Here is a 23,307-nt window from a genome sequence, read left to right as displayed (position 1 = left end):
CACACATGCGCTCGCGGTCCGCCGGCTTGAGGGTCAGCAATTCCAAGAGAGGCGTGCGCAACAGGCTGGGGTCGCCTTGGATCTCCAGGTGCCGCGCGGCTCTCCTCAGCGCTCGACGAAAGTCCTCCTCGCTGGGCAGGGGACTCCCAGGAAGCTGAGGCAGGGTGACTGGCACTTCGCTCAACGTACGGGCGTACTCAAGTGCAGGTACGACCACCTGCCGCCCAACGGCGTAGCTCACAGCGGTCCGCAGCGGCAAAGTCGAGCTGATCACAATACGTGCCATAGTTGAGGCAATACTGGCATACAATTTGCGCCTTTACAAGCATACGATTATGTGCAAATATGGTACTGGACCGCGCGGACGAGTGCGGCAGCCAATCACACCCAGGAGGGGAGATCATGGCGAACAGCAAACGAGTGGCGTTCACTTTCGACGAGCGCAGCCTCAAAACCCTTGAGCAGATGACCAGCGAGGGTGAGTACGCCAGCATGGCCGATACCGTGCGCGAGTCGCTGCAGATCAACCGCGCCCTGCAGAGCCAGGCGAAGCACGGCTATACCGAGGTGATCATGCGTAACCCTGAGAATGGCGAGGAGCGCGTCGTCGTTATTCCGCGTCTACAGAACTTCGACCAGTAACCCCACCGAGGTCTACGAGTGAGTCATTCTGACCAGCAGCCTGAACAGCCAGACGATATCCTCGACGGCGGCGCCGTACAAAATCTTGCGGCGCCGGATGTCCGGAGCGAACCGGAGCAGGCTACGGTGAATGCAGGCGTCGTCAGGGGACTCGGCGAGCGGGATCTGGCTATCAGAACTGCGAATCGCATCCGCCTGCAGCACTCGTGGACGGCGATCGTTCTGGCCTTCGCCTTCATTGCGATTTTGGCTGCCAGTACCTGGTGGCACTACCATACGGTGCTGTTGCTCTATAGCCAGGACAAGGCGGATGTCGCCCAGCAACTTTCAAGCATCTTTGATAAATGGTTCCCGGTCATGACTGGCTTCACCGGCAGCGCGGTCACGTACTTCCTCACCAAGGAGCGCGCGTGAGCGGTGTCTTTACCCGCCGAGGCCGCGCGACGCCAGCCGCAGATCATGCCGATGACGCACGACCCATCCTGAACGCCTTCGAAGTGATCAATCCCCAGGCCATGCACTGGGACGCTACGCGCTACCACGTGCAGCCGCAGGGCGGTGAACTCACGTATGAGGAGAGCGGTGCTGCGAAGCAGCTGATCTGGGACCTCAAGAAAGCGCAGCCGTCCGACGCGCCCGGCCGGGGTTTCGTACTGCTGGAGTCGCCTCACACCGTGCTGGTGCCGCGCGGATGGTCGTGGCCAGACCAGGACTTCCAGGGATTCAGCGTTCGGCGTGGCGCGGACGTAACGCTCCGTGGAGATAACCCGCAGCAGCAGAAGCTTGTCCGCGAACTGCTCGCCGTGGCGCTCCGGAGACATCTGAAGACTGCCGGAACACACCTCGGTCAGCTCTGGGCGCACCATCGGGGCCTCTGCGAGCTGCCCAAGGCTCACCCGGATGAACTGAACATTCAGTTCGCGCGGCGGTTCGAAGTGACGCCCACAACCCTGCGCGGGCACCGCTGGGTGATGCAGGTGCATGTCAGCACCGTCAGCGTTGACGGCCTCACCATCGAACAGTACGCGCAGAGGGGAGATTGCAAGGGCCTCGCGGAGCGCGTGGTGCTCAAGCGCGTCAACCGGAAGACGCGAGCACTGGAACCGACAGCCGTGAACGTGTTGGTGCAGCGCGACGGTCAGGCGCCACAGGTCATGGAACTGCTCCAGCCCGAGCAGTTCGCGGCCCACGCGGACCTCTCCAAGTCGCAGCAGTCCACCCTTGCCGGACAGCCGCTCCTGTGTCGCCCGTATGGGCGTGAGGAGGTCAGCATCGACCCGGCGAATATCCGGCTGATCCTCGATACGCAAATCACGCGATCCGCGCACCAGGAAACAATTCTCAGCGTGGAGGCTCGCACCGAATGGCTGCGCCGAGTGCGTGCGGCATCCGACGGCTTCGACGCGTTCGGTGTAAGCGTAAAGCTCGCCGAGGAACTGTTCGTGGTGCCGGACGACCAGATCCGCGTTGTTCCCCTTCCCCCTCTTCTGGTGAAGACCGGGGACGGCACCAGGACGATTCCTGGCGCGAGCGGCGAGGACGCTATCCGCCAGCGTGCCCGTGCCCGCACGTCCGCTCTTGCTCAGGCGGGCTACCTCCGCTCCAGACCTCTGATCCCGGTGCTGGCTGTCCACGGGAGCTACGGTGCCTGGCATACGCGGCAGTTGGCCGCTCACCTTACGCAACTTGCCCATGAGCAGCACCTAGACTTCGAGTTCAGCACCTTCACTTACAGAAACGCGCAGGACATCCAGCCCGAGTGTGAAACACAGGGGTACAACGCCGTGATCGCCGTTCTCCCCGAGGGGCGCAACAGGCCGGAGCAGGACGGCGACACCCACGACCAGATCAAACGCACGCTGACCGTACCCTCCCAGTGCATCCAACACGACAACACCCTGAAGCGCCACCAAGACGTCCCGTTCAAGGACTTGCCTCGCCCCGTACGAGGCCGCTACCGGCTGCTGCTGGAACAGCTGGCTGTCAAAGCTGGGTACATTCCCTACACCACCGCTAGCCCCTCCAGCTTTAACGTCCACGTCGGCATTGACGTAGGGGGTATCCGAAACAACTACGCAATGGCCTGTGTCGCCCATGGTCTCGCCGCGCCGGCAGCACAACCTATCTACTTACCGCTCCCCATCCGGGTGGACAGCCCACAGGTGGAACCCATCCCAGACGGCTCGCTGTGTGAGAGTCTCGACACCGACCTGCGCCGCATCCGCGACCGAGTTCCTGACCCGGACTTTGAGCGGGTACTGTTCATCCGCGACGGCGACCTGAATGGCCAAGGCCCGGTGTGGCAGGAGATTGACGGTCTCAAAGCCCTGCACACGCGCTGGGCCGCAGAAGGCCTGATCTCCGAGCAGGCCGTGTGGGCCGTCGCGGAAGTCTCGAAGCGCGCTGAGTACTGGCGACAACTGCGGCAGCAGGGAGAGGCCGTACTTAATCCTCTGGTGGGCACGGTGACTTTCCCTTTCGATAACCCGAATCAGGCGCTGATCTCAACCACGGGCGCACCGTATCTGCCTCAAGGAACGGCCGACCCGCTATTCGTCACGGTCACAACCCTTGCGGGTTACGTAGAGCCGTGGACGGTCATGCAGGATCTCGTGTGGGGCGCGGACCTGAGTTTCAGCAAGACGGACCTTGGTACCAGTCTCCCGTGGGTCCTACATGTCGCCGACCGTGCAGCGCTGGCTGTATCTGAGGGACAGCAACCTCGTACTGGCGTGCTCATCTGATTGGCCGTACTCCTTCACGCGTGATCCGCGTAACCGCGTACGGCGCGCGCTCCCCAGGCGCGGTATTCATCATCCGACACCTCACGTCCTACCCACCACGCGGCGATGATCAGCTCAATACCTTCAAGGCTCTCCACGTTGTCGGACGCCTCGGTAATGGTGGCGAGCAGGCCGGGTGTCAGGCGCCTGAGCTGCCTATCCTCACAGAAGGCCAGAGCAGCGCGTTGCGCTTCCCATATCAGCTCGTCGTCCCGCAGGGCCCGGTACCGGCTCGCGCGGGCCGCCTCCGGCCACTGCTGTTCCCAGGCGCTTTGCAACTCGCGCAGCGGCTGCATCACACTCCCCCAGCCCAGATGCTCGCCCATTCGGATCATGGCCCGGGTCCGGAGCTCCAACGGGATGTGTGACGGCTCAATCAAATAAGCAGGAACGTTGGCTGCGACTTCCCGGTAGTGATGGTGAAGTGCTTCTGCATACGCAGGTCCGAGCAGCAGCATGCATATTGTGTCCACCACGATCTCGTGTGGCCAATCCTCCTGATCATGACCAGGCGACCAATACCGCGAGAACTCTGCGGCGAGTTGCTCACTTGCTGGGTCATCCGAAGCCAGTCCGGCGAGCCTCCACTCCTGAACGCGCTGAGCGGCCAACCGGCGACCCTCCGCGAACAGGTGCAGGTAGCGGGCGAGAACGACATGAACCAGCTCATGCACCAACCAGACGTATGCGCGCAGATCCGGCTCCTGTCCACGGTCCATGAACACCAAGTGCACAGGCAAACGCCCCGCAGTAGATGGCAAGTACCGTTCCTGATGTCGCCAGGAACGGCCTGGTCCCACGTCGTACACCGGGATGATGATGCGGTCCAGCGTTGGCTGCCCCGTGAGGAGCGTGACCACGTGATGGATGACCGCCAGATCCAAATACAGGGCGTCAGTCTCGTCCTGCGGTAGAACCTGCAGGAGGAATTCAGCTTCCTCTAGAGCGGCCTGACGGTGCTGCAACGCGCAGGATAGCGTCAAGTCAATAATGTGTCGGGCCACCCCTAGAAGCGGGTGGGTCGGCGAACGTACCCTCCATAACAACGTTTGGGGCACAGCTATCGATAGGCCGTTATCTCTCACGTCATCATTCATCTCTGACACTTTCTCTGCTCGACAATCAGACATTTCGCTGTTCAACCTCTATCTTCTTTTCAGGGTGTAGGCCGTGTCCCCGCGCCAGCGTCAGCCGCTCATGGGCACGGGCATACCGGTCACGCTTGGCGTAATTGGGCTGCCGGGCTTCAGGTTGAGTCACGTTCTCTCCAGAGGTCCAGCGAAACCACAAAATTTTGTGACTGTGAATTCTGAATCCGCACAAAACACATGCGTCCATGACGCTCTTTTTCGGCCCAGCTTGAGAGCTTCCGGCAAGATTGCAGGTCTGCGAATCACAAAGCCCCGTCGGGTTCCGGGGCGGGGCCAGAATGCCAGCGTGAGTTGCGCTTCGTACCCAGTAGGCAGTGAATGGTCTTCATGCGGCAGAACTCCCCCGTCCCGACGCCGCCCCCCTCACCGCCTGATGGTCGCAGTCCGGGCAGGTGAAGCGGGACTGCTGCCCCACCTACAGCGCCCCCGCAAACGCCCGCGCGAGGATGGAGGCGGGGAGGGCGTCGAGTTCAACTTGTGAGTCGGCTCCAAGCGCCCGGAGACCTCCACTCCTCTGTCTATGTTTGTGCAGCTCGGAGAGGACCTGCCGCTGAACGTTCAGAGGTGGAACAGGAACGCGCAGATTCTTGATCTGCCCGAGGTTCAGGCCGGGCTTCCCCTGTCCATAACGGCCCTCCAGAAGCTGGCTCTGCCCGAGCGGACTCAGTAAAGCCTGGTGCACAAACTCGGGGTCGATGATGTCTTGATCAAGGCGACAAAGAGCAACATGCTGACTGATGTACCCAGGCTCGTTGAGATCCTGGAATAAAGCACAACGTCCTACAGTCGCCCCCGTAATGACCATAAGCAAATCACCCGCTTTCACCCTAGCGGATGGCCGATCATTGCTCGCGTCAATGAACGCCTTGTTGTGCTCTGAAATCCGACCTACTGAAGTCAGGTCTTGTGCCCGGTAGAAGCGCCAGCCCGTGTCGGTGTAGTTGCTTCCCCAGTCACGGGGACCGCTCGTTACGTGTTTGGCCATTTCACCCAAAGACTTTGAGGGGTAGGTGGCAGTCAGGTCGTCGAAGATGGTTTTGGCCTGCGTGGTTTGAAAGGCTTCGACAAGTTTCCCGGCCTCCCCCCGCAGCCCCCGCGCCTCCTCCACCTTCCCCAGCAGGCCCTGTACGCGGGCGACGATGCGCCGCTGCTCGGGCAGGGGCGGGAGCGGGATGTCGAGGGCAAGGAAGCGTGCTGGTGAAACGGAGTCCCGCCTGGCGCCCATGCCTCTGGCTTGTCCCCGCAATTCGTCCCAGACGGAAGCCTGCTTGCAGTAGAGCTCCAAGTATTCGATGTCCAGACGATCAGGCATGACCCGGAACGTTGGAAACTGGGGTGAAAGAAACCATCCATCAAACTCAGGTGTGACTCGTGCCAATGCCCCTTCCCAGCCCTTCAACTGACTGAGCACGAAGTCATCTGTGTGAAGGCGGTGGAAGACCTTGTAAGAGGTTTCTGCCCCCGACAAAGGTCCACGGGCGATAAGTCCGCGCCCGAAGCTGTAGACGCCAGAGATTTTGTAAGTGTGCTCGGGGGCGACCGGAACTGCATCAATTTTCAGCTCCAACACCTCTCCCAACCTCACCCGTTCCCACTCAGGCATGGGCCACTTCTTCACTCCCGGCCTGCTGCCCCAGCTCGGCCTGCAACTCTTCCAGCAAGGCCAGGATGCGCCGCTCTTTCCCCAGAATGTCAGCCAGCAACTGCTCGGGCGGCATGTGCTCGAAGTCCTGCGCCGCGTTCGGGTTCTTCACGTCCAGGTTGTAGTTGTTGGCCTTGATCGCGCTCACGTCCACCCGCCACGCCCGCTCGTTCTCCTCTCGGTTGCCCCACCACGCCAGCGGCGGCGCGAACTCCTCGAACTGCACGGGCTGGGTCTTGGAATAGTTCTTCTTCCCGGCGGGCAGCGGGTGCTCGTAGTACCAGACTTCCCGCGTGGGGCCGCCCCGGTCGAAAAACAGGATGTTGGTGGGGATGCTGGTGTAGGGCGCGAAGATGCCGTTGGGCAACCGGACGATGGTGTGCAAGTTGAAGTCTTCCAACAGCTCCTGCTTGACCCGTGCGCCCACACCGTCGGAGAACAGGAAACCGTTGGGCACGACTACGCCCGCCCGTCCGCCCTTCTGAGTGGGGGTCTGACGGCGCAGGCGGCGCATGATCAGTTGCATGAACAGCAGCGCTGTCTCGCCGGTACGCTTGTCGGCGGGGAAGTTGTTCTGGATGCCCCGCTCTTCCTCCCCGCCAAAGGGCGGGTTGGCGAGAATCACGTCCACCCGCTCGCGGTCCCCGATCTCCGCGAGGTTGAACCGCAGGCTGTTGCCCGAGTCGATCTGCGGCGACTCCATGCCGTGCAGGGTGAGGTTCATCTGCGCCAGCAGGTAGGGCAACGGCTTGGCCTCGCCCCCCAGGACGCTGCGCTCTTGCAGAACCTCGGCGTCCTCGGTGGTCTTCACCTGCGCCTTGAGGTGTTCGAAGGCCTCGACCAGGAAGCCGCCCGTACCGGAAGCAGGGTCGAGCACCGTCTCGCCGAGCCGGGGGTCCAGCGTGGTCACCATGAAGCGCACGACGGCGCGGGGGGTGTAGAACTCGCCCGCGTCCCCGGCGGCGTCGCGCATCTCCCGCAGCATCCCCTCGTACAGCGCCCCCAGGGTATGGCTCTCCTCGCTGGAGGTGAAGTCCAGGCTGTCGAGCTTCTGCACGACCTCCTTGAGCAGGTAGCCGTTGATCATGCGGTTCTGCACGCCCCGGAAGATCTCGGCGACGACGGTGCGGCGGTCGCGGGCGCCCTCCCCTTGCAGGCCGCGCAGGTAGGCCAGCAGGCCGGGCATGGGCTGGCCGGGCTCGACCTCGAACTTCTCCTGGTTCACGAAGGCGAGGAGGTCGTCGCCGGTCAGGTCGCTCCTGGCCCACCCGCGCCAGCGGTAGACACCTTCGAGCACGGGGCGGTAGGGGCGGCCCTCGAACTCGGCCTCGGCCTCGTGGTTGTGCTCGAGGTCGTCGAGGAACTTCAGGAACATTAGCCAGGTCAGCATCGGGAGGCGGTCGGCGTCGCCGCTGAGGCCCTTGTCCTTGCGCATGATGTCGCGCACGCTCTTGACGACGCTGGACAGGCGCTGGGCGGTGGTCTGCTCAGCCTTGAGTTTGGGGGGGCGAGTGCGGGTCATCGAGTGACATTCTCCCACCACAAAACAGAAGAGGAGGGCCAAAACACTCCTCTGATGCGGTACGCGTTACACCATGAACGTGTGCGTCCACCGGGGTAGACCCCTGTTCGCCAGAAACTTGACCGGATCTTGGGCACCTACAAAACCAGGAACAAGCCTTAGGTCTCTACGATGTTCTCTACTTCAAGCAGTGTCGCAATCGGCGTGTAGATGTCAATGGTCGCGGTGGGGTCTAGGGTTCTGACCGTCACGATTAGGCTGTACCTGGCTTGTCGCTCGGAATAGGGCAGACGCGCCTTAGCCTTCCACCATCCGCCGGTCGGATACACCGCAATAGAGTCGCACGCCGCAAGCTCCACGGCAGGGCCAGACCACCAGTCGGAGAAGATCGAGCCCGCCATCTGCCGGGTCTGCGTGCCGATGGCCCATGGTGGTGGACGAAATGTTCCCGAGCTGTACCCTCCTTCTTGCCGGGCGAGAGCATTCATACGCTGCCTGAACGTTCGTTCGTCCTCAGTTCGGCCCCTTAGATCGAAGCGCAGACCATGAGAGGCGTAACGATAGCGGATGTTCCTGCCGCGCTCACTGGGGTTAGGCTCAATGTAGTACGAGAGCGTCACCCGTAATTCGAGCATCGTGTTTTCGAGGTTCTCCAACCCGATATTCGGCCACGGCAGGGGATGAAAATGCATCTCATTGAACCGCATCTCGCCCCCCTCGAGCCGAAAAGGCTGGAGGCGTTCCTCGGCGATGAGGGTGACGTCGTTCTCGGCGCTGAACGTCGCCCTTTGCAGATCGGGCACGCCATACCCGTAGTGCCGCATTGCATCCACGAGGTCCCGCTTGGTGCGCCCCAGACGGGCCTGCATGGCGGGCGTCCACCGGGCCGAGTGTACGGTCAATCCCCGAATCGTCTCGGGCCAGCGCACCGGGTGCTCGGCGTAGAGTTGGGCAGCCATCCGCGAAGCCAACGCGGTGGCCGCGCTGGTGTCTCCCATATCCGTGAGGTGGGTCCGGGCAGGTTCGTGGTGGGTCGTGAGCAGGGCCACCGCAGGATGGGGGTCTGTTATTACATTGTCCGTCAGCAAGTTGCCGCCCTCGAACACGACATCGGGCTTCATCGGCCACTGGGAGTCCCACGCGTAGGAAGTGCGACTTGTTGGCGAGAGATCACCCGCCGTGCCGTAGGCTCGGTACCCGTGCAGCTGAGGCGGAACATTGCACTTCTCCGTGTAGGCCCCGACCGTCAGAGAGTTCCATGCCTGCCCCGGGCTCTCGACCTCGCTCGTCACTTCCCGGTTCAAATCGGTGTAATCCCTATATAGAGTTGGGTCGATGGGGTCACGGATGTTGCCTGCCGCAACCACAAGCAGACGGCGGTAGTCCTCATCATCGTTGCCGAATGCCAGTTGATCGAGAGCGGCAGACCATGAGGAGGGTCGCCCGGAGCGGGTTCCGTGGCGCGTGGTCAACGCCATCCCGATCACCCGCTTGCGAAAGGGGTTGGTGACCTCCATCCCTTCCACCGCCTGCTGTGTCACGAAGCCGAACAGGTGGGGACGGTGTTGTCCCGTAGGGGGAAGCACCTTCATGGCTTCCAGCCGATGCTTCATCAGGATAGGTTGCGTGGCGAGGAAGGCGTCTCTCAAGTCGCCATACAGGGCGAGACCTGCCATTTTCGTTCCGTGTCCGAGAATGCCATGGAACCGCGAGTCCTCACCGGGGGACCATGTCGGGTCATACGCCTGCCAGTCGTTCACGTGCAGCAAGGGGGCGAGCAGCGGGTGAGCCTGCGTCGTTCCGCCATCCAGCAGAAGAATCGCAACCTCGGGGTCTGTCGCCTCATATGAAACCCGTTCCAGCAATTCGTCCGTCCACTCCTGCTGCTCCGAGCGCGGCATATCGATGAACGGTTCGGGAGAGTCCAGCGCCAGCCGCAGTTCCTCGATGGCCGAGGAATTCACATACAACTGATCCATTCGTTCGGACGTGGCCTGCACGATAAACACTTCCCGGTCGGGGAATGTAAGGTGCTCCTCCCCGACCGGTAACTCCATCTGCCGTACCACGCTCGTCAGCGCGGATGCCCCGTCCCGGCTTGTCCACACCTCCCACCAGATGGGAACCCCAGGCTCGGGAAACAGAGCAGGATCATCTGAGAACACTGCCCGGAGGGTGTTGGCGTGGGCGTCGTTCAAGCGGGTGACGAGCGGGCGGTGCCTCTGTCCGTCTGACGCGCTATACCGGGCTACCTTTCCGAGCAGATCCTCCTGATACCCCGCCAGATGCTCCTGCGGGACGTAGAACGTTGCCAGCGTCACATTACCCTCCTGACGCAATACAGCTAGTTCTGCCTGCCGACGAGTGCTTGTCAAGCTGTCCAACGCATCACTGTGGTCCTCCGTGAGCTCGAAGGACAGGTAGACGCCCTGACGGTCGTTCTGAATGTTTGCATCACGCCGGGCCATCTGCTGCTGCGCCTGCTGGGCAGCATTGGTGATGGCCGTCGTGAGGTAGGCGGCGTGTGCTTGTGGGTTTCGAGGAGACACTGGACGTTCATCAAAAGGTCTGCTCACAGGCCGGAAAGCCTCAACCCGAACGACACCAGGGCGCCGCAGGTGCTTCTTGTCACGTGGGGCAGACATAGGATGCCACCCAGTTTATGCTCTCACGCCCGTGAAGCCTGCCGCTCTTCAATGGCTGCCATCAACATCGGTGTGTCAATTCGGATATGACCGTCCAATACCGCGTGCTTTGCGGCCTCGTCAGCAGCACGGGTCACGTCGGCCTGGCTCATTCCCAATGCTGCCCCTACGACCTTCGACCACGCGACTTTCTTCGTGTCAAATGGTGCGAGGCGTTCCTTCAGGATGCGCTCAATCAGAGCCTCATCCGGCAACTGATATTCAATCACGTCGTCGAACCTGCGAAAGAGCGCAGGGTCGAGCAGTTCGGCGTGGTTGGTGGCCGCAACGATCAGGCCGTGGGAGACATCCTGTTCCAAGAACTGAAGAAATGAATTCAACACACGTCTGATCTCGCCCACGTCGTTGGAGGCGTTGCGGCGTGCTCCAATGGCGTCGAATTCATCAAAGAAGTACACTCCGCGCTGCACCACCATCGCCTCGAAGACCAGCCTCAGCTTCGCAGCGGTCTCCCCCATGAATTTGGTGATGGTGCCCTCGAGAAGGATGGTCATGAGGGGAATGCGCAGCTCCCCTGCCAGCGCGTGTGCAGTCATGGTCTTTCCTGATCCAGGAGGCCCGACAAGCAGAATCTTCCTGCGAGGAACGAGGTTGTACTGTCTCAGCCGTTCTTGCTGCTGCTGCTCAGTAAGGATGCGCCGCAGCCGGTTTTCGATTCCTTCCGGAAGCACCAACTGGGACAGCCGAGCGTCAGGGGCCGTAACCGACAGCAGGTGGGACAGCTCGCCCTTGGGTTGTGGGGTGCCCAGCGTGAGCTGCACGGGGAATTGTGGGCGGGTAAATGAGTCATTCTCACTGCGGGCACGCTCAATCAGCTTCTTGAGTTCGGCGGCGACGTTTACATGACCTTGGCGCGCTTCCCGGGCCGCGACTTGGGACGCAACAGACAAAAACCTCTTGTCGTCGCCCTCCACGTGGCTTTTAACCAGCGCCAGAATCTGCTCTGCCGTACTCATCGTCGTCCCGCTCCTCCCAGAACGTGGGCCAAGCATACAGGTTGACACCCCGTAAGCAACGCTGTACCATAGCTGCTCGATTTAGCTTATAACTAAATTATGCTTGAGATTATGCCTTGGGCACATGGCGACGGACGGGCAACGATTGTCTCTCCGCTGCAACTGCGCTGGGCCTATGCCTCGTCCTAAAGACGAACAAAGTGGATCTCAGGCATAGATCAGCCTCGGCAGCTGATCTAGAGCCTGCCGCAGCCTCGGCAACCCCCCAAACGCCCGCCCGACCTCCTGAATGTTCAGGTGCCGCGTGGCGGGCAGCACCCGGAACACCTCTGCCGTTCCGCCCAGCTCGTTGATGCCGTGCTCGGCGTACTGGTCCAGAAGCTGGTCGAGGATGGTCAGGGCGAGGGGGCCAAAAGTGGCGTGGGTGTCCTGCTTGCGGTGCTTGGCCGCCTCCGCACGTTGCCGGCGGGTGAGCAGTGGCCCCCCGAACGCCAGGTGGCACAGCAGGTCGAAGGGATCGCTCTCCTCCATGCCCATGACCTGTTCCAGATGTTCCAGCGCCACGCCCCGCTCCTCCAGGGCCTCCACGATGGTCTGGCGGCTGCGCGGGTCGGCCCAATGATTGCGGAAGTCCTCGGCGCTCAGGTACAGACTGCGAACCTGCTCGGCGGCGTAGGACGTGAACTCTACTGTCCGCAGTTGCCGCCCATGAGCGTCGAGTTCCTGCACCGTCTCGTGCAGCACCTGCACCTGCACGCCGCCGCGCACCACCAGCTTGCGCGGTTCCCCGGTCTCGTCCTCCTTCAGGCTCTCCCGGCCCCAGGGACGTTCGGCACCCTCCACCTGAGGTTCCTCGGTGATGGTTTCTTCCTCCACCACCCCGTCCTCGCCCAGCACGGTGGTCGTCGTGCTGATGGGCGGGCCGTCGAACTCAGGGTCGGCGAACTTCTGGGTGGCCGTGCCCGTGTAGTCGATAATGGTGAAAAAGAGCTTGCCGTAGTCCTCGCGCACGCGGGTACCGCGGCCGATGATCTGCTTGAACTCCGCCATGCTGCCCACCACGCGGAAGAGGACCACGTTCTTGACCATCGGGGCGTCCACGCCAGTCGAGAGCAGCCTCGAACTCGTCAGGATGACCGGCGAGACCTTCTCCACGTCCTGGAAGTTCGCCAGGTGGCCCTTGCCGATCTCGCCCTCGTCGGCCACCACCCGCACCACGTAGTCCGGGTACGCCCGCATCTGCTCCGGTAGCAGCCGGGCGAGGGCACTGCGCATCTGCAGCGCGTGGTCCTGGTCCACGCAGAAAACGATGGTCTTCGCCAGCAGGTCTGTGGCCCCCAGGTACGCCACGAGGTGCCGGGCCACCGCTTCCGTGCGCGGCAGCAGGGAGAGCGTGGCCTCGAAGTCCCTGGTGCCGTACTCGCCGTCCGGGATCTCCCGGCCGTACAGGTCTTTCATGCCGGGCGTGGGCCGCCACCCGACCGCGTCCACGTCCGTGATGACGCGCCGCACCTGGTAGGGGGCCAGGAAGCCGTCCTGGATGCCCTGCGCGAGGCTGTACTCGTAAATGGGGGCACCGTAGTAGGCGTAGGTGTCGCGGGTGTCCTCCCGCAGGGGCGTCGCCGTCATGCCAAGTTGGGTGGCCGCGCCGAAGTACTCGAGGATGTCGCGCCAGGAGCTCTCCTCGCCCGCCGAGCCGCGGTGCGCCTCGTCCACGATGATCAGGTCGAAGAAGTCTGCCGGGTACTGGCGGTACAGACCGGGCCGTGCCTCGTCTTCCGCGAGGGCCTGATAGGTGGCGAAGTACAGTTCGCGGCTGGTGTTCAGCACGCCGCCTCCGATCTTGTGCCGGGCATCCCCGAAGGGCGCGAAGGCCTTGTCCTTGGGGTCGTCGACCAGGATGCTGCGGTCGGCGAGAAACAGGATGCGGGGCTTGCGGAGAATCCCGCTCAGGTTCCAGCGGGCCTGCCACAGCTTCCAGGCCACCTGAAAGGCGATCTCAGTCTTGCCCGTGCCGGTGGCGAGGGTCAGCAGGAGGCGCTTCTGGCCTCGCAAGATGGCCTCGGCCGCCCGCTGAATGGCGATGGCCTGGTAGTAGCGGGGCACGCGGTCCCCCAGGTGGTAGGGGATCAGCAGCCGGTCCTCGACCTCCGGGGGCAGGCCGCGGTGGGCACGGTAGCGGTTCACCAGTTCGGCGGGGGAAGGAAACGCCTCCAGGTCGCGCTCCGCGCCGGTCAGCATGTCGTGCTCGACGATGCCCCGGCCGTTCGTGCTGTAGGCGAAGGGCAGGTCCAGAACCGTGGCGTAGTCGATGGCCTGCTGCAAGCCCTGCTCCGGGGAGAGGTACTCCGCCTTGGCCTCCACGACGGCGATGGGGTAGTCGCGCCGCGTGTGCAGCAGGTAATCGACCCGCTTCTGCCGGCCCCGCTTGGCGCTGCGGCCCTGCACGAGGATGCGCCCGTCGGTGAAGGTGCGCTGCTCCTTGATCTGCTCGTCCGTCCAGCCCGCCGCATACAGGGCAGGTAGGACGGAGGTGCGGCAGGTATCGGCTTCGGTGGGCACAGTTCCCCCAGTGTAAGGGGGCAGAGAACCCCACCCGCACCAACTTGACCGGACGAAATCGGATAAAACCGGACACCACCCCACTCAAATTAACCAAAGCCCGCTGACTCCAGAAAAGTCTTGATCTAGTGTGTCAGGCCGCCTAAACTCCCCTCAGTGGTCGGCGAGCGCCACGGAATCAGAGAAGTAAGCATATCACTCGGCCAAGAGTCTCAACTTGGCTGCCGAATCAAAAGAAAATCTATGCTCTCCCGGCAATAGCGCACAAACGAAAGACTCGCGCAGGACCTTCAAGTGGTTGGGGCAATTCGTCAGCCACCTGCGAATCGAAAAAAGACAAGGACAGCCTCCGGGCGAACACCTCAGCGGAAGATCCGTGCAGGACTTTCGGGCTGCTGGTTCTCATCAGCAGCCTGCGAATTGCAAAGCTGAAACAGCCTTTGGCACGACAGCCGGGAAAAGCAGTCGAAGTCGTGTCCTCCGAATGGAGGACACCTCTTTATTTCTTGGAGAAGGGAGGACCTATGGAAAGAACGATCAGCAGCAGGTTGCGTGGTGGCAACGTCGTCGGCTGGCAAGGCTCGGTTACGGTCAGATACCACGCTCAGGGGCGACAGACCCGGTGCTGGGTCATTGGCCGGACGCAGGCCGAGGTTCCGTAGGTCATCCGCCGGCTGCAGTCTGGGCTGCACCAGGAGCTGATCACGCCCAGCGGGCAGAGTCTGGATGGCCTGACAGCACCATCACAGGGTGACCCTTGTTCGGGGCATTTCTTTGCTTGAGGAGCAAACATGGGGAAACGGGCCAACGGAGAGGGAACCATCAGTAAGAGGACGCGGGACGGCAAGGTGGTCGGCTGGCGAGGCTCAGTCACGGTCGGTCATGACGCCCAGGGGCGGCAGGTCCGGCGCTGGGTCAGCGGCAAGACGCAGGCCGAGGTCCAGGAAGGCCTGCGGCGCCTGCAGTCCGAACTGCATCAGGGGCTGGTCACGCCCAGTGAAAAGCTGACGGTCAGCGCCTACCTCGACCAGTGGCTCCAGAACAAGGAGCGTGATCAGCTCAAGCCGAACACGCTGCGCAGTTACCGGGATTCCGTTCGCCTGCATCTCAAGCCGCTGTTGGGCAAGAAGAGGCTGGAAAAACTGCGTCCCCTCGACGTGGAGCAGATGCTCACGCAACTGCACCAAGCCGGGAAGTCCCCGGCAGTCCTGGCCTACAGCCTCAGGGTGCTGAAAATGGCGCTGCGTCAGGCTGTGCAGTGGCAACTCGTTGCCCGGAACGTGGCCGAGGCTGTCCGGCCGCCCAGACGCTCCAAGCCGAAGTTCCACGTCTGGGAGGCTTCGGAGGTCGTGCACTTCCTGCAGGTCACCGAGGCCCACCGCCTGCACGCGGCCTTCTACCTCGCCCTGATGACCGGCATGCGCCGCGGCGAGATTCTCGGTCTGCAGTGGACGGACATCGACTGGGAAAGGAAGCGGTTGCAGGTCTGCCATAACCTGGTCGAGGTCCGCGCCGAGGGCCAGCCTGGCAAGGTCCACCGCGGCAAGCCGACAGTGTCTTCCAAGCGGACGACCCTCCAGACGCCCAAGACGGACGCCTCGCAGCGTGTCGTCGCCCTGTCGGACGGAACGCTGCAAAAACTCCGCGAGCATCAGCGCCGACAGGAGGCCGAGCGCTGCCTTATCGGCCTGGACCGGACCGAGCAGGGATTCGTGTTCGCCAATGAATTGGGACAGGCCACGGAGCCGCGCACCCTGTACGGCTGGTACCGGCAACTGGTCAAGCAGGCGGGTGTCCGGCGCATCCGTTTCCACGACCTGCGGCATACGGCTGCGTCCCTGATGATTCATAAGGGCTTGCCGCCCAAGACCGTCGCAGACCGGTTGGGGCACACGGATGTGGCCTTTACCCTGCGCGTCTACGCCCATCTCTACGACGGGCAGCGCCAGGAGGCCGCCATGGACCTGGCAGATCTGCTCCCGTCTGGGAACGGGTCACCCAATTGACCTCAGGGACGACGGATGATCCGGATGCACAGCGACCAGGACACCACTTGTGCCGTGACATCCCCTCATCCCTCTTGCCCTCAAACTGCACGATCGCGAGCCAAAACGGTGACGGGGTCTTTTCCGGAGCCCTGCTGGACGACGTGACCGCCGCGATCCGAAGAAAGGATGATGTCCTCCCCGTCTGGCCTGGCGATGAGCTGAGCGCCGCACGGCTGCTGGGTGAGAGGAGGGGAGTGGCGTCACCCTGGGGGTAGAGGCGACCATGATCTGCGACCGCTGCGGGGCCTCACCCGCTTTTCAACACCTGGAGGCAGATCTGACCCTCTGTCTGCTCTGCGCAGGCCGTTACGTTCTGGTGCTCGATGCACGGCAGGACCTGCTCAGGCGCATGATTCCCGTCCTCGGGTCCTGGGAGGAGCACTGGCGAGGCCTCGGCTTGAGCCCCCAGGAGTTGCAAGAGTGTCTTGAGGCCCTGGCAACCTACGACCTCTTCTGAAGACTTCGCCAGCCATCACGTCCGGGCACACCGCTGCCCAGAGGAGAAACATGACCAGAGACGAGATCATCACGAATATGACGGGCAGCATCACCACATTGCGGGCAAGTGACCGTTTCAGGACTCGGACTGTCCTCGGCTTCCAGGATTGGGACCCGTTCCTGGCCATCAATCCCCAGGGGTACCTCAGCTTCGGCGAACTGGACGTCAAGGGCGGCGGCGATCCTGACGAGTACCACGCGCTGCACTGCCGTATCTACAACACGTCGGCCCTGCCGCAGCGCGCGCTGCTCGACATTCTCGAAGCCCACACCAGGGACCTCGCCACACTCGCCCAGAACCTGCGGGTAGAGCGGGATTGGAACGGGCGGGCCGGCCTCGAGGTGACTTCAGAGGGCTATCAGGCGCTGGGCCGCGTCAAGGCCGCGCTGAATGCGGCGGTGGTGGCGCGCTCTGGAGACGTCATCCCTGCGGACCCTGATCAGGACGACGCTGAGGAGATCCGGAACCGCCTTGAGCTGCGGAATGCCCTGCGGAGTCTGGGGGTGCGGCTCTATCACGGTGAGGTGCGGCTGCCGAGTCAGCCGGGCTGGAATCCTACCCTGGCTGAAACGTACATTCCCGCAGCTGTGGAGTGGCTGGGACGACACCGAGAGCTCCGGACTGGCTGAGGCTGCGCGGACCCCACTCGGCGCGGCACCTTATTGGGTGAGCTGAGAGCAGGAACAGCGGATGACTCCAGGGAGAGCGGACAAACTTCAAAGATTGAGGTCACGGCTCAAGGCCGCCGCCCGACCTGGCGCTGCCTCCGGCAGCGGAGACCGAAGGCATTCGCCAGAAGGATGGACCTGTGGGCAAGAGGAATTGCCTCGTTGAAGGAGGTTCCGGCACAGGCAAGACCTCGGTGGCCGAGGAGTTGCAGCGGCGCGGTTATCACGTCCTCCACGGTGACCGGGAGTTGAAGTACCGGGGTGATCCAGAGACGGGGGAGCCGGCCCATGAACCCGTCCATGAGAGCGACACGGCCGTATAGCAACAGGAGCACCGTCGACAAAGTGAAGTCCGTGATCGTCGATCACAGTAGAGCGATCTGGAGGGGGGACAGATGTCGAGATCACGCTTCAAGCTGGAGCTGAATGCGGGGCTGGACGAGGAGATGGGCCGCATGGCGCGGGACCAAGGCATCAGCAAGGCCGAGGCGATCACCCGGGCGCTCACCGGCTACGCGAACCTGCGGCGCCTCGTCTCGCCGGAAGCCGAGCTGATCCTGCGCGTCCGAGGCGGCCCCGGCCAGCCCGACCAAGAACACCGGGTCGTCATACGGTGACGCAGCCAGACGGGCGCAGGATCGTCCTGGTCACCGCAAGGGGTAGCCGGAGCCTCAGCTGTGAAGCTGAGGCCTGCCCGCGCGGGAATAGACCGTTCAGAGGAGGCTGAGATTGCCATGACGGATCCCCCTCACCCGAACCTGCCCATCGTCTCCAGCGGGGACCTTTTCCCGGACCTCGAACAGCGGCCCCGTCTGCTCCTGGGCCTCGACCCCGACTGGCTCACCCGTGGCGGACGGCTGCGCCCCTTCCGCACCTGGCATCACGTCCGGCACCAGTCGGGCGGCATTCACTGCGTCCAGAGCGGGAGGCCGGGCTGCTGCGGCTTGCCGACCGCTTCGGAGACACCAATCTCAGCGGGTGGGGCATCACCATCGACGACCTGGTGCATTACCGCGACGCGCTGCACGACCTGGTCGGGGTGGAGTGCGCCCTGAGCCACCGGGACTTCCGGGAGGCGGTCTACCCGGTGGACGTGACGCGCGAGCACCTGGGGCACCTGAGCGCGGACGAGTTGCCGGAGCAGCTCGACGACCCGCTGGAAGGGGACAATTCTTTCACCCTGGCCGTGGGGATGTTCAACCGTTGGCGGCTGTGGATCATCGCCGAGAACTCGGACTAATGCCTGTATACCTGCGTCTCGCCAGCAGGGAGTCACGACACGGACTTTTCCACACCGTTGGCGTACACCTGGGAGCTCCTCATATCATGCTTCCAAATTGCGAGCTGAGTTTTTAGGATAAGCCGCTGTTTCTGCTCTCCAGCTACCGCTTATCCGTCGACCCAGCGGGTGAGCAGCTCCCGCACCACCTCCGCCACGTCCCGGTCCTCCTGCAGGGCCTTGAGGCGCACCGCCTTGCGGAGTTCCGCGGGCACCGTGACGTTGAGCTGCACCATCTTGCCGGCCTTTTCCTTGGTGGAAGCCGGCACGACCTCGGCCGGTGGTGCCGGAGTCCCCCGGAGAACCTCACCCAGCCGGGGACGTTTCGGGCTCATGCCTGAAGCTCCTGCCAGACGGCGCGGTAGTCCCCCAGTTCCCCGGGAACGCTGCCGAACGCCGCCTTGTACGCTTCCAACTCCCGGACGCGGCTCGCCAGCACGGGAAGGCCGTGGAGTGCCTCTTCCGCTTCCCGCGCCAGACGGCGGCGGCTGTTGTAACGGGTCAGCAGGATAGCCACGTCGAGTTCCTCGCGCTGGGCCTGCAGGTCGGTCAGCAGCTCCAGGGTGGGGCGAAGACGGTCGACCTCCAGACCGGTGGGCGCGATAGGCACGACGACTGTGTCGGCCAGCGAACCCGCCCGGAGCAGCAGCTCGCGGGAATTGGGCGGGGTGTCGATGATGACCAATTTGCCCTCCTGCTGACTGGCCCTGACCTGGCGGGCCAGGCGGTCCGGCTCCCCGGCCACTACCTCGAACGGCAAAGGGACGTGTGCGGCCCAGCGGCAAGCGCTGTGCTCGGTGTCTGCGTCCAGAACGCACACGGCTCGGCCCTCCGAGGCCGCCACCGACGCGAGGTGAAGCGCCGTGGTGGTCTTGCCGACGCCGCCCTTGAGGCTGAGAATCGCGAGAACCTGCATGACTATCATTCTATATGTCTATTAACCTAGGTAAATAGGCGAGGGTCGACAGGACCGCTGGAGTCCGGCGACCATAGGCACGAGTTCAGGGATCAGCAGCAGGGGGACGCGGTACGGCTCAGCTCATCGTCCAGCGGGCCACTCAGGTCCAAGCGTGACACTTGCTGGACAGCCACTCCTTTGATTCAGCATCTTCCCAGGAAACGGCACCCGAAGCGCCAAATTCCCTCCGCGATTCTGTGCTGCGGGCTGGCGTCTTCCTTGCTGTACTGTCACGCTCCGGCGACAAGGGACCTGGGTCCGGTTGCGGCGAGATTCACGCAGTCGATCCTGTAGTTCGAGGCATGAGCAAGCCCTGCGGATCCGGAAGCCCCAATTGCGGTTGGGCCGCACGGTACCTGCCCCGGTGCTGGCGGGTGGAACGTTCTCCGGCTTCCCTCGACCCTTAGCGGCCCGAGCGCCGATGCTCAAGTCGGGCAACGAGGGCTGTGGCAGCGGCCCGCGCGTGCGCGTCGCTGCCCGCCGACTGGTCGGCCTTCCAGAAGGCTGGGCCCGGCAGGTCCACGGCGACCTCGATGCAGCCGCGTTCCTCGCCGTAGTGCAGATACGTCGAGGGCCTGCCGACGAAATAGAACTTGCGGTTGTGATCCAGTTCGCTGAGCTGCCGGTCAGGCCCGATCACCGGTCGCCGGATATTCACGTGATTGCAGACTGTCGGGTTGCGCTGCCCAGGTGTATAGGGCCGGATGGTGGTGAACACCGCCCACGTCTCGTCCAGGGTGTGTTTGTACCTTCCGGTGAACACAGCCGGGGTCTCCCCCAGAGCCAGGCGGAGCGCCAACAGCTCGTCCCAGTAGTAGTTCTTGCCCAGTTTCTGCATGTGGGTCCTCCAGAGCTGACTGTGCTGCCGACGGCGCTGCTTGAGGACTGGGCAATGTGACCCTGGTCTTCACCTTGCTCCTGCGGCACCCCTATTCCACGCGGGAGCGCAGCATGGACACCAGCAGCGGCATGAACACCAGATTGTCCGCGGACAGCTCCATTTTCTCCGGATAGATACAGGTCAGCTCCTTGTGCTTGTCGGAGTGGAACACCTTCACCTGCGCCGAGCCCAGCTCCCCGTGCAGGGAGTAGGTGCGGTACTTGCCGTTCCCGGGCCGGGTGGCGGTGATGTCGTCCACCTCCAGCCCAAACCCGCCCGCCACCCGCATGAGGGCCTCGCGCACCCGGTCGTGCACCTGCTCGACGGGCCGACCGTTCAGGCTGACCCGGAACTCGTATGACCCGCGCTGCACGCCCGCAGGCGCTAGGTTCCATGCGAACTCTTCCTCAGGCAGCGCCATCGCCCGGCGCAGCTGCGCTTCCGAGAGAACCTGGTATTGCCCGGCCAGCACCTTGTCCACCGGCACAGGCGGGAACCCCGGGTAGCCCCGGGCGCGAACTTCCAGCTCGGCCTGGACCCGGCGGCGCAACTCTTCCGACGCCGCCATGATGCTCAGCCGCGCCCCCGTGAGGTGCTCGAAGGCCTGCTGGTTCGCCCGGCCCGACCCGTAGGCCCGCTTGATCACAGCCGCGTCGTCCCGGAAGTACGCGATCACGCCCCAGGGATCTTCCACAGCGAAGAGCAGTTCTTCTCCCAGAAACCCGTACACCTGCAGCAGGACGTGCAGGGGACGCCCCGGGGTGACCACCACCATCCGCCGGTGCAGCGACCCGGAAAGGTGAAGGCCCCAGGCTCTGGCTGCTGCCTCGTCACCATCCACCAGGACATGGGCGGGGAGACGGGGGTCCGGCGGCACCCGCACCTGCTCCACGGTGATGCCGGCCTGTGCGGCCAGCTCACGAATCCGCTCTTCCATGGACCTGGTGCTCCCTGCACTTGAGCCGTCCGGGCCGCTCATCCTCAACTCCGGTCCAAAGGCTCTGGCAGCTCATGGAGGACCTGCAGGTCGTCATACTGCTCGCTGATGTGTGCCAGAAACGCTGGCAGGCTCTCCGTCCGGAAGTCCGAACGGCTGCATTCGAAATGGGAGAACAGTCCGTCCGGTCCGGGATGGAACACGGCCACGCCCAGGGGTCCGGGCGTGAAGGGTCGCCGGGCACCGGGATACGGCAACCAGTCACGGGGAGGGGAACTGAGGTGCTCGCCGGAATCCCTGGGCCGCGTCACGTTGATCCGGGTGGCGTAAGGGGGCTTATGCGGGTGACTCTGCAACACGAAAAAGCGCTTGCCACAGCGCTGCTCGACGTGGGTGTAAAAGCGGAAGAACACCTGCTCGCGTGAGAACGACATGGACCTGGCCTCCTGGGAAGGCTCAGCATACGTGAGGACCCCCGCAGGCCGGTCCCACGTTGTGGTCCGGACCGGATTCTGCTTGTTCCATGACCAGCCACGGCACACTGACGGCACAGCCCTTGGAACAGGATAAAGTCCCACCAGGTGCGGAAAATCCCCTGCTGTGCCATGGTGCCATGACCTGGCGGAGAGTGAGGCAACAGGGACAGGTGCCCCCACCGGTCTTCCCGGGCGAGGGCCGGGGCGGTAGTGACGCGGTAGTGACAGATCGCCCCAGGAAGACATCTCAAAAGGAAGAACCCCGCACTAGGCGGGGCTTGTTCTGGTGGGTCGTGTAGGAATCGAACCTACAACCCGCTGATTAAGAGTCAGCTGCTCTGCCAATTGAGCTAACGACCCAGAGCGAAAGGGAGTATACGGACGCCCCAGCCATCTGTCAAGGGCCGCCCCCCGGCTCCGGCACGCCCGAAGCGGCCAGCAGGAGGGCGCGAATCCCCCCGGCGAGGTACAGACTTCCCGCCACCAGCAGGGTGCCACCGGGCGGGGTGAGGTCCAGGGCGCGGGCGAGGGCCGCCGCTGGGTCCGGGTGCGACTCCCCGCCGTGGGTATGGGCGAGGACTTCGGGAGGCGTGGCTGTCTCTCCCGGCGCGGTGAAGACCCGCACGGGCGCGACGGCAAGAAGGGGCGCGAGGGTGGCGGCGGTGTCCTTGCGCGCGAGGTTGCCGAACAGCAGCACGTCGGCGCGCGGCACGGAGGCGGCGAGGGCGCGGGTGGCGTGCGGGTTGTGAGCGCCGTCCACGAGGACGACCCGCCCGCCGACCTCGAAGCGTTCGAGCCGGGCAGGGTAGGTGGTGTTCAGCGCGGCGTCCACTCCCGATTCATGGCCGAGGAGCCGGAGCGTTGCCAGGGCGAGGGCGGCGTTGGTGTGCTGATGAGCACCCCCCAGCCGGGGCGGGCGGGGCAGGGCGAAGAGGGCAGGGTGGGTCTCCGGGGTAAAGAGGGGAGCGCCGACCTCCGCCGCCACCTCCCGCACGACCGTCAGTGCCTCCCCGGTCGCGGTCGTCAGCAGGGGGACGCCGGGGCGAGCGGCGAGGGCCTTGTCACGGGCGATGTCGTGCAGGGTGGGGCCGAGGGTCGCCACATGGTCGAACTCCACATTGGTCAGGGCCACCGCGCGGATGCGGGAGAGGGCCTGCGTCGCGTCGCTCACGCCGCCCACCCCGGCCTCCATCACGGCGACCTCGACTCCCTCACGCGCGAACTCCCGGCACGCGAGCGCCAGCGTGAGGTCGAAGAAGGCGGCGTCGGGGGCGTTCGCCTTCGCCCAGCCAATGAAGTCGGCGGTCCGGGCCGGGTCGAGGTCCCTTCCCCCGACGCGCACCCGTTCCTCGTAGCGGGTCAGGTGCGGACTGGTGAAGCGGCCCACGCGGGGGCCGCAGGCGAGCAGCCCGGCCTCCAGCATCGCGCAAGTGCTGCCCTTGCCGTTCGTGCCGACGACGCGGAGGGCGTCGAACTGGCGGTCCGGCGCTCCCAGGCGGTCGAGGAGTGCCCGCGCCGCCTCCGGCCCCCGTGCCCGGCCCGCGCGGGTGCGCGAGAACAGCCACTCGTGGTCGGGCGCGGCGGTCATGTCCCCCAGGC

Annotated in this window: 19 protein-coding genes and 1 tRNA gene; 7 read left to right on the top strand and 13 right to left on the bottom strand. The window is 64.0% G+C overall.

From position 1 onward, the window contains the following. The first annotated feature begins 402 nt into the window (after nucleotides 1-402). Genes V3W47_RS01810 through V3W47_RS01800 form a run of 3 tightly spaced genes read left to right on the top strand, consistent with a single transcriptional unit; the run spans nucleotide 403 to nucleotide 3,386 of the window. Nucleotides 403-642: a hypothetical protein gene (locus V3W47_RS01810; protein ID WP_331823433.1), complete on the top strand. Its 240-nt coding sequence runs from the start codon at nucleotides 403-405 to the stop codon at nucleotides 640-642. Nucleotides 643-660: 18 nt separating this feature from the next. Beyond that, nucleotides 661-1,056 carry a hypothetical protein gene (locus V3W47_RS01805; RefSeq protein ID WP_331823432.1) on the top strand — a complete coding sequence of 132 codons (396 nt, stop codon included), beginning with the start codon at nucleotides 661-663 and terminating at the stop codon, nucleotides 1,054-1,056. Further along, entirely contained in the window at nucleotides 1,053-3,386 is a 2,334-nt protein-coding gene (locus V3W47_RS01800; protein WP_331823431.1) for an argonaute/piwi family protein, read from the top strand. Before V3W47_RS01805 ends, V3W47_RS01800 begins: the two co-directional genes overlap by 4 nt. Nucleotides 3,387-3,400: 14 nt before the next feature. Here V3W47_RS01800 and V3W47_RS01795 read toward each other — a convergent pair whose 3' ends face one another. From V3W47_RS01795 to hsdR, 6 genes are all read right to left on the bottom strand, one after another. Then, nucleotides 3,401-4,390, bottom strand: coding sequence for a hypothetical protein (locus V3W47_RS01795; RefSeq protein ID WP_331823430.1), 990 nt, complete (start codon nucleotides 4,388-4,390; stop codon nucleotides 3,401-3,403). 601 nt (nucleotides 4,391-4,991) lie between these two features. Next, entirely contained in the window at nucleotides 4,992-6,179 is a 1,188-nt protein-coding gene (locus V3W47_RS01790; protein ID WP_331823429.1) for a restriction endonuclease subunit S, read from the bottom strand. Further along, on the bottom strand, nucleotides 6,172-7,740 hold the full coding sequence (locus V3W47_RS01785; protein ID WP_331823428.1) for a class I SAM-dependent DNA methyltransferase: 1,569 nt from the start codon (nucleotides 7,738-7,740) through the stop codon (nucleotides 6,172-6,174). The genes V3W47_RS01790 and V3W47_RS01785 overlap by 8 nt, the downstream gene beginning before the upstream one ends. A gap of 158 nt (nucleotides 7,741-7,898) precedes the next feature. After that, nucleotides 7,899-10,316 (bottom strand): S8 family peptidase, encoded by a 2,418-nt coding sequence (locus tag V3W47_RS01780; RefSeq protein ID WP_331823427.1) that lies wholly within the window; start codon nucleotides 10,314-10,316, stop codon nucleotides 7,899-7,901. 92 nt (nucleotides 10,317-10,408) lie between these two features. Next, nucleotides 10,409-11,401: an AAA family ATPase gene (locus V3W47_RS01775; RefSeq protein ID WP_331823426.1), complete on the bottom strand. Its 993-nt coding sequence runs from the start codon at nucleotides 11,399-11,401 to the stop codon at nucleotides 10,409-10,411. A 207-nt stretch (nucleotides 11,402-11,608) separates the two neighbouring features. Further along, complete coding sequence (gene hsdR, locus V3W47_RS01770) at nucleotides 11,609-13,963, bottom strand: EcoAI/FtnUII family type I restriction enzme subunit R (protein WP_331823425.1); 2,355 nt, start codon at nucleotides 13,961-13,963, stop codon at nucleotides 11,609-11,611. 791 nt (nucleotides 13,964-14,754) lie between these two features. On the opposite strand from hsdR, the gene V3W47_RS01765 reads away from it, so the two are divergent. The 4 genes from V3W47_RS01765 to V3W47_RS01750 all read left to right on the top strand — a co-directional run bounded on the left by V3W47_RS01765 (nucleotide 14,755) and on the right by V3W47_RS01750 (nucleotide 18,418). After that, nucleotides 14,755-15,969, top strand: a complete 1,215-nt coding sequence (locus V3W47_RS01765; protein ID WP_331823424.1) for a site-specific integrase — start codon at nucleotides 14,755-14,757, stop codon at nucleotides 15,967-15,969. 549 nt (nucleotides 15,970-16,518) lie between these two features. Continuing rightward, nucleotides 16,519-17,139, top strand: coding sequence for a hypothetical protein (locus tag V3W47_RS01760; protein WP_331823423.1), 621 nt, complete (start codon nucleotides 16,519-16,521; stop codon nucleotides 17,137-17,139). A gap of 434 nt (nucleotides 17,140-17,573) precedes the next feature. Further along, complete coding sequence (locus V3W47_RS01755; protein ID WP_331823422.1) at nucleotides 17,574-17,795, top strand: hypothetical protein; 222 nt, start codon at nucleotides 17,574-17,576, stop codon at nucleotides 17,793-17,795. Between the two features lie 386 nt (nucleotides 17,796-18,181). Further along, entirely contained in the window at nucleotides 18,182-18,418 is a 237-nt protein-coding gene (locus V3W47_RS01750) for a hypothetical protein (RefSeq protein WP_331823421.1), read from the top strand. 149 nt (nucleotides 18,419-18,567) lie between these two features. On the opposite strand, the gene V3W47_RS01745 is transcribed toward V3W47_RS01750, so the two are convergent. The 7 genes from V3W47_RS01745 to V3W47_RS01715 all read right to left on the bottom strand — a co-directional run bounded on the left by V3W47_RS01745 (nucleotide 18,568) and on the right by V3W47_RS01715 (nucleotide 23,296). Continuing rightward, nucleotides 18,568-18,792 carry a hypothetical protein gene (locus tag V3W47_RS01745; protein WP_331823420.1) on the bottom strand — a complete coding sequence of 75 codons (225 nt, stop codon included), beginning with the start codon at nucleotides 18,790-18,792 and terminating at the stop codon, nucleotides 18,568-18,570. After that, nucleotides 18,789-19,373, bottom strand: a complete 585-nt coding sequence (locus V3W47_RS01740; protein WP_331823419.1) for a nucleotide-binding protein — start codon at nucleotides 19,371-19,373, stop codon at nucleotides 18,789-18,791. The genes V3W47_RS01745 and V3W47_RS01740 overlap by 4 nt, the downstream gene beginning before the upstream one ends. Before the next feature lie 445 nt (nucleotides 19,374-19,818). After that, nucleotides 19,819-20,253 carry a hypothetical protein gene (locus tag V3W47_RS01735; RefSeq protein ID WP_331823418.1) on the bottom strand — a complete coding sequence of 145 codons (435 nt, stop codon included), beginning with the start codon at nucleotides 20,251-20,253 and terminating at the stop codon, nucleotides 19,819-19,821. Nucleotides 20,254-20,344: 91 nt separating this feature from the next. Then, nucleotides 20,345-21,232 carry a hypothetical protein gene (locus V3W47_RS01730; RefSeq protein WP_331823417.1) on the bottom strand — a complete coding sequence of 296 codons (888 nt, stop codon included), beginning with the start codon at nucleotides 21,230-21,232 and terminating at the stop codon, nucleotides 20,345-20,347. A gap of 44 nt (nucleotides 21,233-21,276) precedes the next feature. Continuing rightward, a complete protein-coding gene (locus tag V3W47_RS01725; protein WP_331823416.1) occupies nucleotides 21,277-21,666 on the bottom strand; it encodes a hypothetical protein in 390 nt (129 codons plus the stop codon). A gap of 326 nt (nucleotides 21,667-21,992) precedes the next feature. Further along, nucleotides 21,993-22,068 (bottom strand) — tRNA-Lys (locus tag V3W47_RS01720). A 37-nt stretch (nucleotides 22,069-22,105) separates the two neighbouring features. Continuing rightward, nucleotides 22,106-23,296, bottom strand: coding sequence for a glutamate ligase domain-containing protein (locus tag V3W47_RS01715; protein WP_331823415.1), 1,191 nt, complete (start codon nucleotides 23,294-23,296; stop codon nucleotides 22,106-22,108). Nucleotides 23,297-23,307: the final 11 nt, after the last annotated feature.

The sequence above is a fragment of the Deinococcus sp. YIM 134068 genome (genome assembly GCF_036543075.1).
GTDB classification, from domain to species: Bacteria; Deinococcota; Deinococci; order Deinococcales; family Deinococcaceae; genus Deinococcus; species Deinococcus lichenicola.
The sequence above is the reverse complement of the archived record's forward strand: the minus strand, read 5'-3'. Positions and strand labels throughout refer to the sequence as shown.